A 13,459-nucleotide genomic window follows, 5' to 3' on the forward strand; every position below is an offset into this window, starting at 1 on the left:
CCCATACGCAGGACACTTGACCCGGAACTGTCACCACCGGAGGGGGACCGAAGATGCGAGACAGCCATCGGGCGGAGGCCGAGCGGCTGTTGGCCCGGGCCGTGGAGGAGGAGGTCAGGCGCTCCGGCGGCCGTACCGACGGGGGCGTGCTCCTGTCGCGGGCCAAGGCGGCGCTCGACGCCATGGGGCAGACCGCCGCCGAGGAGTACGCGGCGTACACCCGGGCCCTGGACGAGGCGGCGGCGGGGCAGATGTCGTTCGGGGACCGGTTCGCCAAGGAGGGCGGGTCGACTCCCCTGATGGTGGCGGGGGTCGGGGCCGTCACCGCGGTCGTGGCCGACCTGGCGCTCGGGGCGGGCACCGGGGTCGCCGTGGGGGCCGGTGCCGCGGTCGCCGTGCTCGGCGCCGCCGCCACCGTCGCCAAGGTGACCGCGTCGCACCTGCCGGCGGCGAGCCGCAGCGCGGGCGCCCTGAACCAGCCGGGCGGGCCCGAGCAGCTGAGGCTCCAGTGGCTGACGGCGCTGGAGGTGCGGGGCATCCGGCCGTTCCTGGACCAGCAGCGGGTGCTGGCGGCCAGCACCGGCACCACGAAGAAGTCGGCCTCGCCCCAGCTGCGGCGCACCGACAAGAGCGCGGCCGCGCGGCGCAGGAGTGTTCTGGAGCAGTCGTTCGGTCAACTCCCTGAGCCGGAGGGGCCGTTCGCGGGCCGTCGGGCCGCCGTGTCACGGATCGCGCAGTGGGTGCACGCGGCGCGGGCCAGCACGGAGACCCGGCCGACGGTGGTGGTGCTGCACGGGGCGCCGGGTTCGGGGCGTACGACGCTGGCGGTGCGGGCCGCGCACGAGCTGCGGGACCAGTTCCGCGGGGCGTGTGTGGTGGACCTGCGCGGGGACCGGGCGGACGCGCCGCCGCTGACGACGCGGGACGCGCTGCTGCATCTGCTGAACCGGCTGGGCGCGCCGCGCGAGCAGCTGCTGTTCCGGGAGCGTTCGTCGCAGGACCAGCAGGTCAAGCGGCTGAGCGAGCTGTACCACCAGCATCTGACCGGGCTGCCGGTGACGATCGTGCTGGACGACGCCGAGGACGCCGGCCAGGTGCGCACGCTCATTCCCGAGCGCTCCGACAGCCTCGTCGTCGTCACCTCCCGCAAGCCGCTCGCCCTCGACGGGGAGACGCCGGCCTGGGTGCACCAGCTGCCGGTGGAGGCGCTGGACGCGGCGGGCGCGGAGGAGCTGCTGCGGGATGCCGCGGAGGACGCGAGCGGTCCGTACGACGCCGAATCCACCGATGAGGTAAGGGAGTTGTGCGGCGGTCTGCCGCTCGCGCTGCGCATCGCGGGCTCGGCGATCGGTCCGCGCACGACGCGGCAGCTGGCGACGGACCTGAGCGCGTACGGGCCCGTGGAGCCGGTGGAGCGCGTGCTGTGGCTGCGCTACACCGACCAGTCCGACGCGGCCCGCCGGCTGCTGCGCCGCCTCGCGCTCGCCGGGCGGGCCTCGCTCGGCTCGGCCGCGGCTGCGGCGCTGCTCGCCACCGGTGAGCAGGAGGCCGTCCGCCATCTGACGGCGCTGTCCCGCGCGGGCCTCATCGACCACGTCCGCGGCAGCCGGTACCGGCTGCACGACCTGGTCCGCTCGTTCGCGCAGGCCCGTCTCGCGGACGAGGAGGAGCCCGCGGAGCGCACGGCGGCGCAGGAGCGCCTCATCCAGAACTACGCGGAGCTCGCCGACTCGGTGATCCGCCTGGTCGACGGCAACATGTCGACGCGTGCCGGGCAGCCGGGCCCGCACGGCTTCACGTCGCTGGACGCGGCGCTGCGCTGGCTGGACGACGAGTCGAGTTTCATCACGGCGGCGCTGCGGCACGCGGAGGGCGTCAACCAGGACGCGGTGCTCGGCCTGCTGGGCGCGCTGTGCGACTACTGCCTCCTGCGGGGCGACCTGTACCGGCTCGGTGAGATCAGCGAGTTGACGCAGGCCATCGACCAGGGACTGCTCGTGCGCTCGGTCCAGTGGCGCACGGGTATCGCGGCCCGTCAGCTCGGCGAGCTCGACAAGGCGCGCACGACGCTGTCGTCGGTGGTCGACCTGTATCGCGAGGCACACCATCAGGCGGGCGAGGCCCGCGCGCTGTGCTCGCTCGGCATCACGCTGCACCACCAGGGTCAACTCGCGGACGCGACCGCGAAGTTGCGGGAGGCGCTCGATCTCCAGACGACGCCGGAGACCAGGGGCGACCGTGGCTGGACGCTGCACGCGCTCGCGGCCGTCGAGCGGGACCGGGCCCACGTCCGCGAGTCCCTGGGCCTGCTCACGGACGCGCTCGTCCTGCACCGGGAGAACGAGTCGCTGCACGGCGAGGCCTGGGCGCACTTCCAGCTGGGCCAGCTGTGTCTGCGCATGGGGGACGTCCCGCGCGCCGACGAGGAGCTCCGCTCGGCCCTCGACCTGTACGGCCGCACCCGCGACGCCCGCGGTGAGGCCTGGGCGATGACCCAGCTGGCCCGCGCCCGCCTGGTCGACGGTGACGCGTCGGCGGCGGTCGACGGCCTGCGCCAGGCGGCGTCCCGGCACCGCGACAACGAGGACGCGCGCGGCGAGGCCTGGACGTACTACTACCTGGGCCAGGCCCTGGAGGAGACCGGCAACCTGGACCAGGCGGTGCGGGAGCTGGAGAAGTCCCGGACGATGTTCTCCCGGATGCGTGACGTCTACGGGCTCGCGTGCGCCCGGCACCACTCGGCGCGGGTGACCCGCGACCAGCGGGCGGCGCAGACGGGCTCGCTGCGCAACTCCGGTTTCGCCCGCCAGCTCCTGGTGGACGCGCGGGCCGACTTCCAGCGCATCGGCGTCGCGCACGGCGAGGCGTGGACGTGCCTGGAACTGGCGGTCGTCGACGCGGGCAACGCCCGGCTCCAGCAGGCGATGGCGCTCTGCGAGGACGCGGCGGCCCTCTTCGCCTCGTACGGCGACCGGCGCGGTGAGGACTGGGCGACGTTCCTGCGCTGCACGCTTCTGCCGTACGCCTCGCCCGGCGGCTCGGAGGTCGGCACGGCGGTCGCCCAGGAGGAGCTGTCCCAGCTGGCCCGCACCTCCAACCCGACCCGCGACGGCAAGCTCGACGACTTCGTGGCGGCGTATCTGCTGCTGCTGGAGCGGGGTGTGGAGCTGGACGCGGGCTGGCAGGCGTGGCGGCTCGGGATGGTGCCGAACCGCCACGCGCGGGACGTGATGGGGGTGGTGGTCGGCGCGGACTCGGCCTGAGGCCGGATCCGGGCCGGGCAGGTCCGGGCCGGGCAGGTTCTAGGGGCGGCGGGTGCGGTACTGCAGGTGCAGTACCCGGTCGCCCTGGATCACCACGTGCGGGTCCTCGAGGAGCTGCTGGGCGTCGGCGGAGCCGAAGAAGCGCTTGCCCGAGCCGAAGAAGACCGGGGCGACGTCCATGGCCACGACGTCGACGAGGCCGAGCGCGAAGGCCTGGCCGCCGACGTCGCCGGCGGTGAGGGCCACGCTCCGGTCGCCCGCGAGGTCCTTGGCGCGGGCGATGCCCTCGGCCACGTCGTCGACGAAGTGGTAGTGGGACGCCTCGGGGTGCCAGCTCTCGGGCCGGGGCCGGTGCGAGACCACGACGACGTGCTCGCCGGCCGGCGGCTTCGCGTCCCACCCGTCGGTGAGGTCGAAGAGGTGCCGGCCCATGACGGTCACGCCGAGGCTGTCCCACAGGGGCCGGGTGTAGTCGGCGGACGCTTTGGAGATCCGGAAACGGCCGGCGTCGCCGAGCGGCGTGTCGCCGTTGCCGTACCAGTCGAACAGCGGGCCGACGCCGTCCTCGGCGTCGGCGATGTATCCGTCGACGGAGACGACCGCGTGCATCAGTACAGGGCTCATACCTGTACGACCCGGCGCGCCCGCGAAACTCATCGCGGGCACGCCCGGGAGGTCGCCCCGGGAGGCTAGGAGCGCTCGGCCGGCTTGCCGGTGTCGGCGCCGACCGGCTCGGCCGGTGCCTTCTCCTTGAAGTCGACCTTGCCCATGTGCCGGTTCATCGACTTCATCAGGCCCCAGACGGCGAGAGCCATCACCGCGAAGACGATGAAGCCGAGCACGCCCGGAGTCACCTTGTTCTCGTCGACCTCTTGCGCGGCGAGGGGGACGAGATGGGTCATTGCCAGATTCGATGTCACATCAGGCATTGTGACGGACGCCCGCGAAGAGGTCGTCCTCGGGGAGGGAGGTATCGACGAGCGACTTCGCGAGCTCGTACTCCTCGGTGGGCCAGACGGCCTTCTGGATCTCCATCGGGACGCGGAACCAGCCGCCGTCGGGGTCGATCTGCGTGGCGTGCGCGATCAGCGCCTTGTCACGGATCTCATAGAAGTCGGCGCACGGGACGTGCGTGGTCAGCGTGCGCTCGACCCGCTCGAACTCGTCCCAGCGCTTGAGCCAGTCCGCGTACGGCGATTCCAGGCCCCGCTCGATCATGGCGTGGTGCAGCGCCTCGGTGCGCGGCCGGTTGAAGCCCTGGTTGTAGTAGAGCTTGCTCGGCTGGAAGACCGGGCCGAACTCGGCCTCCGGGTACTTCTCGGCGTCGGCCGCTCCGTCGAAGGCCACCATCGAGATCTTGTGGGTCATGATGTGGTCGGGGTGCGGGTAGCCGCCGTTCTCGTCGTAGGTCGTGATGACCTGGGGACGGAAGGAGCGGATCTGGCGCACCAGCCGGCCGGCCGCGTAGTCGACGTCCTCCAGGGCGAAGCAGCCCTCGGGCAGCGGCGGCAGCGGGTCGCCCTCGGGCAGGCCGGAGTCGACGAAGCCCAGCCAGTCCTGCTTGACGCCGAGGATCTCGCGGGCCTCCTCCATCTCCTTGCGGCGCACCTCGTGGATGTGCTCCTCGATGTACTTGTCCCCCTGGAGCTTCGGGTTGAGGATGGAGCCGCGCTCGCCTCCCGTGCAGGTGACGACATGCACGTCCACCCCCTCGGACACGTACTTGGCCATGGTGGCCGCGCCCTTCGACGACTCGTCGTCGGGGTGGGCATGAACGGCCATCAGTCGCAGCTGCTCAGTCAAGACAAGATCCTCGGTGAATTAAGGCGCCCTGGTGTGATTCGGCGCAATGGGCGCTTCTATAGTGACCGAACCGGGGGGCGGAAAATTCCGGCGCCCGTATGTTGACGGGCGAGGCGAGAGGAACTGGCCGATGAGCGCCGTGCAGCAGCTGCCCGAGGGCCGCTACGGATCCTCGCGCGCGGCCGACGCCCGCGCCGACCGGAAGCTCCGGATCGCCGCGATCGTGCTGGGCACGCTCTTCGCCGCACTGGTGGGCTGGTTCGGCTGGTACTACGTCGTCGGCAACACGTTCAGCGGCGAGGTCATCGCCTTCCAGCCGTACGACGACCATGTCCAGGTGCATCTGGAGATCCGCAAGGACACCGGCGCGAGCGGCTACTGCACGATCCGCTCGCAGGACGCGGACCAGGCCGAGGTGGGCCGCGCCGACTTCCGCTTCGACCAGCGCACGGACCGGATCGACAAGGTCGTCACGCTGCGTACGGCGGGCAAGGGAACGACGGCGGAGCTGATCGGCTGCCACGCCGACTGACGTGTGTCACTTCTGTTGCGGCTGATCGTCGCTGACCTGCGTTGACGTAAAACTGATGCCTTATGTCCTCCCCCTTCGACCGCTGAATTGTTAGGCTCGTGGTTTCGCCCACCCGTAAGGGAACATCCTTCTGGGTAGGGCGATGCTTTGTATTCCCAGTACCTACGAGGAGCGACCTGTGACCCAGACCAGCGAAGACGTCACCTGGCTGACGCAGGAGGCGTACACCAAGCTCAAGGACGAGCTGGCGTACCTGTCTGGTCCCGCGCGCGAGGAAGTCACGCAGAAGATCGCGGCTGCGCGCGAGGAGGGGGACCTGCGCGAGAACGGCGGGTACCACGCGGCCAAGGAGGAGCAGGGCAAGCAGGAGCTCCGCATCCGCCAGCTGACCCAGCTCCTGGAGAAGGCGAAGGTCGGCGAGGCCCCGGCCGCCACCGGTGTCGTCGCGCCCGGCATGGTCGTCACGATCGCTTTCGACGGTGACGAGAGCGACACCCTGAGCTTCCTGCTCGCCTCCCGCGAGTACGCGAGCGCCGATATCGAGACGTACTCGCCGCAGTCGCCCCTGGGCACCGGCGTGAACGGCAAGAAGGTCGGTGAGGACGCCGAGTACGAGCTGCCGAACGGCAAGTTCGCCTCGGTGAAGGTCCTCACGGCGGAGCCGTACAACGGCTGACGCCGCCTGTGCCATGCGACGAGGCCCCCGGAGCGGCTGCTCCGGGGGCCTCGTCGTGCGGTGACCGGGGGCCGGTCAGGCCGTCGCGTTGCGGTACTTGCGGACCGCGAGGGTGCGGAAGACCACGATGATCACGACGGACCAGATCAGCGACGCCCACACCGGGTGCTGCATGGGCCAGGCCGAGGACGGCGAGACCCCGGGGTTGCCGAAGAGCACCCGGCACGCCTGCACGGTGGCGCTGAAGGGGTTCCAGTCGGCGACGTGCCGCAGCCAGGGCGTCATCATGCTGGTGTCCACGAACGCGTTCGAGATGAACGTCACCGGGAACAGCCAGATGATCCCTCCCGAGGTCGCCGCCTCCGGGGTCCGGACGGACAGGCCGATCAGCGCGCCGATCCAGGTGAACGCGTAGCCGAGGAGGAGCAGCAGGGCGAAGCCGCCCAGCACCCTTCCGGCGTTCGTCGGCTCGTCCGAGCCGGTGCGCCAGCCCACGAGCAGCGCCACGATCGCGAGGACGAGCAGGGTGATGGAGGTCTGCACGAGGTCGGCGACCGTGCGGCCGGTGAGGACCGCGCCGCGGGCCATGGGGAGCGAGCGGAAGCGGTCGACGAGCCCCTTCTGCATGTCGTCGGCGATCCCCGCGGCGGATCCCGCCGTGGCGAAGGTGACGGTCTGGGCGAAGATGCCGGCCATCAGGAAGTTCTTGTAGACGTCCGGGTCGGTGGATCCCCCGACGCTCATGGAGCCGCCGAAGACGTACGTGAACAGCACCACGAACATCACCGGCTGGATGATCCCGAAGAGGATCATCTCGGGGATCCGCGTCATCCGGATCAGATTGCGCTTGGCGACCACCAGCGAGTCCCGGACGGACCGGCCGATGCCGCCCGCCGCGCGCGGTGTGCGCGCGGTGTCGGTGACGGCGCTCATTTACGTGCCTCCTCGTCCTGCTCCGCGTCCTGCGACTCCTCCGCCAGGTGGCCGGTCAGCGAGATGAACACGTCGTCCAGGGTCGGGCGGCGCAGCCCGATGTCGTCGATCTCGATGCCCCGGGCGTCCAGCTCCCGGATCACCTCCGCGAGGAGCTTCGCGCCGCCGGTGACCGGGACGGTGAGCTTGCGGGTGTGCTGGTCGACGGTGGCCTCGCCCTTGCCGAAGCCGGCCAGGACCTGGCGGGCGGTGTCGATGTGCTCGCGCTCGTGCACGACGACCTCGACGCGCTCGCCGCCGGTCTGCGCCTTGAGCTGGTCGGAGGTGCCGCGGGCGATGACGCGGCCGTGGTCGACGACGCAGATGTCGTGCGCCAGGTGGTCGGCCTCCTCCAGGTACTGCGTGGTCAGCAGCAGCGTCGTACCGCCGGCGACCAGCTCCTGGATGACCTCCCACAGTTGCTGCCGGTTGCGCGGGTCGAGGCCGGTGGTCGGCTCGTCCATGAACATGACGGGCGGGGAGACGACGAGCGCGGCCGCGAGGTCGAGGCGGCGGCGCATGCCGCCGGAGTACGTCTTGGAGGGGCGGTCGGCGGCGTCCGCGAGGTTGAACCGCTCCAGCAACTCGCCCGCCCGGGCCTTCGCCTGCTTGGCCTTCATCTGGTAGAGCTGGCCGACCATCTGCAGGTTCTCGCGGCCCGTCAGGTACTCGTCGACCGCGGCGAACTGGCCGGACAGGCCGATCGAGCGCCGTACCTCGTTCGGATGCTTCAGGACGTCGATGCCCGCGACGACCGCCTTGCCGCTGTCCGGCGTGAGCAGGGTCGTCAGGCAGCGCACGGCCGTGGTCTTGCCCGCTCCGTTGGGCCCGAGCAGCCCGAGGACGGTGCCTTCTGGTACATCCAGATCGACGCCGTCCAGGGCCCTTACATCGCCGAAGGTCTTGACCAGACCTTCGGCGTAGATGGCGCCTGGCATGTGGTTCCCCCAGTGTGTGGGTGATTCAGCTCAATGCGTGCTGTGCTCGATGCGTGCCGTACTCAATGCGAATGCGTGCTGTGTGGCCTTGCGGACCTTGCGTGGAGAAATTCTAGATTTGCCCGCTTGTGAATGCCCGGTGAAGAGTGATGCGGCACACACAGTATCGCGATGTATCGCGTCTCCTCAAGGGATTTTCCCGAGACCCGGCGGATCGCCGCGCGGAGGTCAGTCGATGACCGTGTAGCCCGCCGACCGCAGGGCTGCCTCGACCTCGGCGCAGTGCGCGGGTCCCTTGGTCTCCAGGTGCAGCTCCACCTCCGCCTCCGTGAGCCCGAGACGCGGATCGGTGCGGACGTGGCTCACGTCGAGAACATTGGCATCCGCCACTGACAACACCCCGAGGAGCGTGGCCAGAGCGCCGGGGCGGTCGGTGAGCCGCAGGCGCAGCGAGAGGTAGCGGCCCGCCGCGGCCATGCCGTGGGTGAGGATGCGCTGCATCAGGAGCGGGTCGACATTGCCGCCGGAGAGCAGCGCGACCACCGGCCCCTCGAACGCCCCGGGTTCGCTGAGCAACGCCGCCACGGGGCTCGCGCCGGCCGGTTCGACGACCAGCTTGGCCCGCTCCAGACAGAGCAGCAGGGCGCTGGACAGGGCGTCCTCCGACACCGTGCGGACCTCGTCGACCAGGTTCCGCACGAGCTCGAAGGGGATGTCGCCGGGCCGCCCCACCTTGATGCCGTCGGCCATGGTCGCCGGGTGCGCGACCGGGACGGGGTGCCCGGCCGCCAGCGAGGGCGGGTACGCGGCCGCGCCCTCCGCCTGGACGCCGATCACCCGCACGTCGGGCCGCACCGCCTTCACCGCGACGGCGATGCCCGCCGCGAGACCGCCGCCGCCGATGCCCACGACGATCGTGCGCACCTCCGGGCACTGCTCCAGGATCTCCAGGCCGAGCGTGCCCTGGCCCGCGACGACGTCCGGGTGGTCGAAGGGGTGGATGAAGACGGCGCCGGTCTCGCGCGCGTACTCCTGCGCCGCCGCCAGCGTCTCGTCCACCACCTGTCCGTGCAGCCGCACCTCGGCGCCGTAGTCACGGGTCGCGGCGACCTTCGGCAGGGGCGCGCCGACCGGCATGAACACCGTGGAGCGCACGCCCAGGAGCGAGGAGGCGAGGGCCACGCCCTGCGCGTGGTTGCCCGCGCTCGCGGCGACGACCCCGGCGGCGCGCTCCTCCGGCAGCAGCCCCGCGATGCGCACGTAGGCGCCCCGCAGCTTGAATGATCCGGTCCGCTGGAGGTTCTCGCACTTGAGGTGGACGGGGGTGCCGAGCAGCTGGGAGAGGTGGTGGCTGTGCGCCATGGCCGTCACCCGCGCCACCCCGGAGAGCATCTTCTGAGCGCCGCGCACGTCGTCGAGAGTGACGGCGGGCAGAGAGTGCGGCAAGGAGTCAGAGGCGCTGTAGCTCATGACCGAAGTCTCGCAGCTCACGGCGTACGTCTCTCGGGATGTTCACGCTCCGAGACCGGATTGCGCAGCGCAGGTACGGCCAGCGCTTTCGCCGCGTACCCTGTGCCCCAATCCAGTGCAATCCACCACCCACGCATGAAGTGAGCCCCCGGCCATGCCCACACCACAGGAAACGATGGACATGACGACCGCCGGCGACACCGGCCTCCTCGAAACGCTGCAGCACGAGGTGGCGGTCTTCGCCCGTCGCGCCGAACAGACCCGGCTCGGCGGGGTCGGGCAGGTGCGCAACTCGATGGACCGAGCCGCGTACCTGCTGCTCAACCGCCTCGACAAAGAGGGACCGATGGGCGTCAAGGCGCTCGCGTCGAGCATGGGGATCGATTCCTCGACGGTGACCCGTCAGGTCGCCCCGCTCGTCGACACGGGCCTCGTCAAGCGCACCTCCCATCCGGAGGACGGCCGCGCCGTGGTGCTCCAGCTGTCGCCGCGCGGTCTGTCCCGCCTCGACGAGGTCCGCTCGTCGAGGCGAGAGCTGATGGCCCAGTTGACGCAGGACTGGGCCCCGGAGGAGCGCGAGCAGTTCTGCGCGCTCCTGACGCGCTTCAACACCGCCCTGTCCGCACGCCAGTCGGGCCAGCCGGCGCCCGCTGCCGACTCCTGAGGCTCCTGGCCCTCCTGCGCACCGCCGCGGCTCCCGCCTCTTGACCAGGGGGCCGCGGCGGGCCTCATATGAAGCGTGCGCGAACGGCAGGCGTCCAGGAACGCCCGCCGGGCCCGGGAGTTCGAGGCGTTCGTCGCGGGCGCGGCAGGGCGGCTGCTGCATGCCGCCACGCTGCTCACCGCCGAACCGCACGACGACAACCCGCGCGCGCGAAAGCTGCTCACGGCCGCCCTCACGCGTACGTATGCCTCCTGGGACCGTCTTCGGGGTGAGGATCCCTACGACTGCGCCCGCAAGGAACTAGGCGTCCGCTTCGCGCGCGGGACCTGGCGCCGGCACCGTGGACACGGCGGCGTACTGGGGCATCTGACGCCCCAGGAGCGTCTGGTCCTCGTGCTGCGGCTGTTCGAGGGCATCGGCGAGGAACAGGTGGCGGCGCTGCTCGGGCTGCCCGCGGAGCGCGTACGGGCCCTGCACCACCGCGCGATGGCCCTCGTCCTGCACCCGCCGCGCGACCCCGCGCCCACCGCCCTGCACGGGACGGCTCCGGTATGAGCCTTCAGGAGCGCAAGGAGGCGACGGTGCGCGCGGTGCTCGATGCCGCGCCGCCCCCGGTGGTGCCGGGCGAGCTGTGCGCGGAGGCGATGCGCAGGGGCGGCCGGGTGCTGCGGCGCCGGCGGATCGCCCGGCGGCTGGCGTGGTGCGTGCTGTGCACCGCGGTGGTGGCGTTCCTGGTGTGGGCGACGCTGGCGCGCCCGTGGGTGGAGCCGCCCTCCGAGACGACTCCACCGCTGACCGGCTGGTGACGGTCCGCTGACCGCTACTTCGTGCCGAGCGCCTGCTGGAGATCGGCCAGCAGGTCGTCGGCCGACTCGATGCCCACGGAGAGGCGGACGAGGTCGGCGGGCACTTCGAGGGCCGAGCCCGCGACGGACGCGTGCGTCATGCGGCCCGGGTGCTCGATCAGCGACTCGACGCCGCCGAGGGACTCGCCGAGCGTGAAGAGCTGCGCACGGTTGCAGACCTCGACGGCCGCCTCCTCGCCGCCCTCGACCTGGAACGACACCATGCCGCCGAACGCCCTCATCTGCTTGGCGGCGATCTCGTGGCCCGGGTGCTCGGACAGCCCCGGGTAGAGGACCTTGGTGACGCGCGGGTGGCGGGTGAGCATCTCGGCGACCCGGCCCGCGTTCTCGCTGTGCCGGTCCATGCGCACGGGCAGCGTCTTGATGCCGCGCAGCACGAGCCAGGAGTCGAACGGCCCGGCCACCGCGCCCATCGCGTTCTGGTGGTACGCCAAGTCGTCGGCCAGGGCCTGGTCGTTGACGACGAGGGCGCCGCCGACCACGTCCGAGTGACCGCCCATGTACTTCGTCATCGAGTGGACGACGACGTCCGCGCCGAGCGCGAGCGGCTGCTGGAGGTAGGGGCTGGCGAAGGTGTTGTCGACGACGAGCCGGGCGCCGGCCTCGCGGGCCACCTGGGCGACGGCGGCGATGTCCGTGATGCCGAGCAGCGGGTTCGAGGGCGTCTCGACCCAGACCGCCTTGGTCTTCGGGGTGAGGGCGGCGCGCACCGAGGCGACGTCGCTGGTGTCGGCGACCGACCATTCCACGCCCCAGCGCGAGACGACCTTGGCGAACAGCCGGAACGTGCCGCCGTAGGCGTCGTTCGGGATGACCACGTGGTCGCCCGGGCTCAGCAGGGTCCGCAGCAGGCAGTCCTCGGCGGCCAGGCCGGAGGCGAAGGCGAGGCCGCGCCGGCCGCCCTCCAGCGCGGCGAGGTTCTCCTCCAGGGCGGTCCGCGTCGGGTTGGCGCTGCGGCTGTACTCGTAGCCGCCGCGCAGGCCGCCGACGCCGTCCTGCTTGTACGTGGAGACCTGGTAGATCGGCGGGACGACGGCGCCGGTGACGGGGTCGGCCGTGTTCCCGGCGTGGATGGCGGTCGTCTCGAAGCCTCGGGGGGCTCCGCTGTGGCTGTGCGTGTCGCTCATGTGCCCCGAGAGTAGTGCTCCTCGGCGCCGGCTCCGCCTCGGTTAGCTTTGGAGGTATGGGAATTCTCTGGGTCCTGATGGCCGTGCTGATGATCGCCTGGGTGGTGATGCTGCGGCGGCGCGGCGGTATCCGTCAGGTCGCCCCGGGGTCGCCGGACGCCGCCGATCCGGCCGACTACGGCTTCGTACGGCAGGAGGACCTCGACGTCCGGCTGCCGGGCCCCGACCAGGATCTGCTCGACGTGATGGCCGTCGTGCAGCGCAATCAGGATTTCACGGCGGCTTCGCAACTGCTCGCCGGGACCGGCAAGGAGACCGAAGCCCGCTGGGAGCGGGTGCAGGCGATCGCCGGGGCCGCCGCGCTGGAGCTGCAGCAGACGCCGCGCGTCGGCGCCGGGTGGCTGCACGCGTGGCGGGCGCAGCAGCCCAAGGACGCGGGCGGGGCGCAGGTCTTCGCAGAGTTCCTGGTGCAGCAGGCCTGGCGGGGCGGTGGCACGCCGGACGAGCAGCGGATCATCCTGGAGGAGGCGCGGGGCGCCTGTGAGCAGGCCGCGCTGCTCGCGCCGGGCGACCCGGTCCCGCACATCACGCAGCTGGCGATCGCGCGCGGACTCGGGTACTCGCAGTCCGAGTTCGAGCAGCTGTGGCTGAAGATCCTGGACACGGCGCCCGGGCACATGGGGGCCCATCTGGCCGGTCTGCGCTACTGGACCGAGAAGTGGCACGGTTCGCGCGAGCAGGCCTTCGCGTTCGCCGAGGCCGCCGCGGCGCGTGCCCCGCGCGGCTCGCTGCTGGCCGCGCTGCCCCTCTTCGCGCTGTACGAGCACCTGCCCGACGTGAACTTCGTGCGCGGCTTCTACGAGAGCGAGGTCGTGACCAAGGCGCTGCACGGCGCCCTGTTCGCGGTGAACGCCGCCCGGCCCGACGACCCGATGCTCGCCCACGTACGCCACTTGCTGGTGTTCTTCCTCGTGCGCGGCGAGCGGTGGTCCGAGGCCATGCAGCAACTGGTGCGCGTGGACGGGCACGTGGGCGCGATCCCCTGGACCGCGGAGGAGGACCCGGCGTCTTCGTACGCCGTGTACCGCGCGCTCGCGGTGGCCGGCTACGAGGCGAACGGCGGGAGCCCGGCCACGCTGCGGCACTGA

At 71.6% G+C, this 13,459-nt stretch carries 14 protein-coding genes; 7 read left to right on the plus strand and 7 right to left on the minus strand.

What is annotated here, in order from left to right; genetic code table 11:
* The first annotated feature begins 53 nt into the window (after positions 1-53).
* Positions 54-3,263: a tetratricopeptide repeat protein gene (locus ACQUQD_RS15370; protein WP_428952639.1), complete on the plus strand. Its 3,210-nt coding sequence runs from the start codon at positions 54-56 to the stop codon at positions 3,261-3,263.
* Positions 3,264-3,302: 39 nt separating this feature from the next.
* On the opposite strand, the gene ACQUQD_RS15375 is transcribed toward ACQUQD_RS15370, so the two are convergent.
* The 3 genes from ACQUQD_RS15375 to mca form a co-directional block, all read right to left on the minus strand.
* Complete coding sequence (locus ACQUQD_RS15375; protein ID WP_428952640.1) at positions 3,303-3,887, minus strand: dihydrofolate reductase family protein; 585 nt, start codon at positions 3,885-3,887, stop codon at positions 3,303-3,305.
* Positions 3,888-3,952: 65 nt separating this feature from the next.
* Positions 3,953-4,165 carry a hypothetical protein gene (locus tag ACQUQD_RS15380; protein ID WP_428952641.1) on the minus strand — a complete coding sequence of 71 codons (213 nt, stop codon included), beginning with the start codon at positions 4,163-4,165 and terminating at the stop codon, positions 3,953-3,955.
* Between the two features lie 19 nt (positions 4,166-4,184).
* Positions 4,185-5,066, minus strand: a complete 882-nt coding sequence (mca, locus tag ACQUQD_RS15385) for a mycothiol conjugate amidase Mca (RefSeq protein ID WP_428952642.1) — start codon at positions 5,064-5,066, stop codon at positions 4,185-4,187.
* A 130-nt stretch (positions 5,067-5,196) separates the two neighbouring features.
* Here mca and ACQUQD_RS15390 point away from each other — a divergent pair, with 130 nt between their 5' ends.
* Positions 5,197-5,598 carry a DUF4307 domain-containing protein gene (locus tag ACQUQD_RS15390; RefSeq protein ID WP_428952643.1) on the plus strand — a complete coding sequence of 134 codons (402 nt, stop codon included), beginning with the start codon at positions 5,197-5,199 and terminating at the stop codon, positions 5,596-5,598.
* 178 nt (positions 5,599-5,776) lie between these two features.
* A complete protein-coding gene (greA, locus tag ACQUQD_RS15395; RefSeq protein WP_428952644.1) occupies positions 5,777-6,274 on the plus strand; it encodes a transcription elongation factor GreA in 498 nt (165 codons plus the stop codon).
* A gap of 75 nt (positions 6,275-6,349) precedes the next feature.
* Here greA and ACQUQD_RS15400 read toward each other — a convergent pair whose 3' ends face one another.
* The 3 genes from ACQUQD_RS15400 to ilvA form a co-directional block, all read right to left on the minus strand.
* Positions 6,350-7,207, minus strand: a complete 858-nt coding sequence (locus ACQUQD_RS15400) for an ABC transporter permease (RefSeq protein ID WP_428952645.1) — start codon at positions 7,205-7,207, stop codon at positions 6,350-6,352.
* The gene (locus tag ACQUQD_RS15405; RefSeq protein WP_428952646.1) at positions 7,204-8,184 is read right to left on the minus strand and encodes an ATP-binding cassette domain-containing protein; all 981 of its coding nucleotides are present in this window, start codon (positions 8,182-8,184) and stop codon (positions 7,204-7,206) included. The genes ACQUQD_RS15400 and ACQUQD_RS15405 overlap by 4 nt, the downstream gene beginning before the upstream one ends.
* A gap of 228 nt (positions 8,185-8,412) precedes the next feature.
* Positions 8,413-9,654, minus strand: coding sequence for a threonine ammonia-lyase (ilvA, locus tag ACQUQD_RS15410; RefSeq protein ID WP_428952647.1), 1,242 nt, complete (start codon positions 9,652-9,654; stop codon positions 8,413-8,415).
* 175 nt (positions 9,655-9,829) lie between these two features.
* On the opposite strand from ilvA, the gene ACQUQD_RS15415 reads away from it, so the two are divergent.
* The 3 genes from ACQUQD_RS15415 to ACQUQD_RS15425 all read left to right on the plus strand — a co-directional run bounded on the left by ACQUQD_RS15415 (position 9,830) and on the right by ACQUQD_RS15425 (position 11,124).
* Positions 9,830-10,318 carry a MarR family winged helix-turn-helix transcriptional regulator gene (locus ACQUQD_RS15415; RefSeq protein ID WP_428957565.1) on the plus strand — a complete coding sequence of 163 codons (489 nt, stop codon included), beginning with the start codon at positions 9,830-9,832 and terminating at the stop codon, positions 10,316-10,318.
* Positions 10,319-10,393: 75 nt separating this feature from the next.
* A complete protein-coding gene (locus ACQUQD_RS15420) occupies positions 10,394-10,873 on the plus strand; it encodes a sigma factor-like helix-turn-helix DNA-binding protein (protein WP_428952648.1) in 480 nt (159 codons plus the stop codon).
* On the plus strand, positions 10,870-11,124 hold the full coding sequence (locus ACQUQD_RS15425) for a hypothetical protein (protein WP_428952649.1): 255 nt from the start codon (positions 10,870-10,872) through the stop codon (positions 11,122-11,124). Before ACQUQD_RS15420 ends, ACQUQD_RS15425 begins: the two co-directional genes overlap by 4 nt.
* A 14-nt stretch (positions 11,125-11,138) precedes the next feature.
* Here ACQUQD_RS15425 and ACQUQD_RS15430 read toward each other — a convergent pair whose 3' ends face one another.
* A complete protein-coding gene (locus ACQUQD_RS15430) occupies positions 11,139-12,311 on the minus strand; it encodes a cystathionine gamma-synthase (protein ID WP_428952650.1) in 1,173 nt (390 codons plus the stop codon).
* Positions 12,312-12,367: 56 nt separating this feature from the next.
* On the opposite strand from ACQUQD_RS15430, the gene ACQUQD_RS15435 reads away from it, so the two are divergent.
* Positions 12,368-13,459, plus strand: coding sequence for a hypothetical protein (locus ACQUQD_RS15435; protein WP_428952651.1), 1,092 nt, complete (start codon positions 12,368-12,370; stop codon positions 13,457-13,459).

Source organism: Streptomyces sp. cg35, from assembly GCF_050410835.1.
Lineage (GTDB): Bacteria > Actinomycetota > Actinomycetes > Streptomycetales > Streptomycetaceae > Streptomyces.

What these genes read in the sequence shown, in the direction of transcription:
- ACQUQD_RS15425 (WP_428952649.1), top strand. Translation starts at nt 10,870, where the DNA reads ATGAGCCTTCAGGAGCGCAAGGAGGCGACGGTGCGCGCGGTGCTCGAT.
- ACQUQD_RS15435 (WP_428952651.1), top strand. Translation starts at nt 12,368, where the DNA reads ATGGGAATTCTCTGGGTCCTGATGGCCGTGCTGATGATCGCCTGGGTG.
- ACQUQD_RS15370 (WP_428952639.1), top strand. Translation starts at nt 54, where the DNA reads ATGCGAGACAGCCATCGGGCGGAGGCCGAGCGGCTGTTGGCCCGGGCC.
- ACQUQD_RS15390 (WP_428952643.1), top strand. Translation starts at nt 5,197, where the DNA reads ATGAGCGCCGTGCAGCAGCTGCCCGAGGGCCGCTACGGATCCTCGCGC.
- ACQUQD_RS15400 (WP_428952645.1), bottom strand. Translation starts at nt 7,207, where the DNA reads ATGAGCGCCGTCACCGACACCGCGCGCACACCGCGCGCGGCGGGCGGC.
- ACQUQD_RS15375 (WP_428952640.1), bottom strand. Translation starts at nt 3,887, where the DNA reads ATGAGCCCTGTACTGATGCACGCGGTCGTCTCCGTCGACGGATACATC.
- ACQUQD_RS15430 (WP_428952650.1), bottom strand. Translation starts at nt 12,311, where the DNA reads ATGAGCGACACGCACAGCCACAGCGGAGCCCCCCGAGGCTTCGAGACG.
- ACQUQD_RS15405 (WP_428952646.1), bottom strand. Translation starts at nt 8,184, where the DNA reads ATGCCAGGCGCCATCTACGCCGAAGGTCTGGTCAAGACCTTCGGCGAT.
- ACQUQD_RS15415 (WP_428957565.1), top strand. Translation starts at nt 9,830, where the DNA reads ATGGACATGACGACCGCCGGCGACACCGGCCTCCTCGAAACGCTGCAG.
- ilvA (WP_428952647.1), bottom strand. Translation starts at nt 9,654, where the DNA reads ATGAGCTACAGCGCCTCTGACTCCTTGCCGCACTCTCTGCCCGCCGTC.
- ACQUQD_RS15380 (WP_428952641.1), bottom strand. Translation starts at nt 4,165, where the DNA reads ATGACCCATCTCGTCCCCCTCGCCGCGCAAGAGGTCGACGAGAACAAG.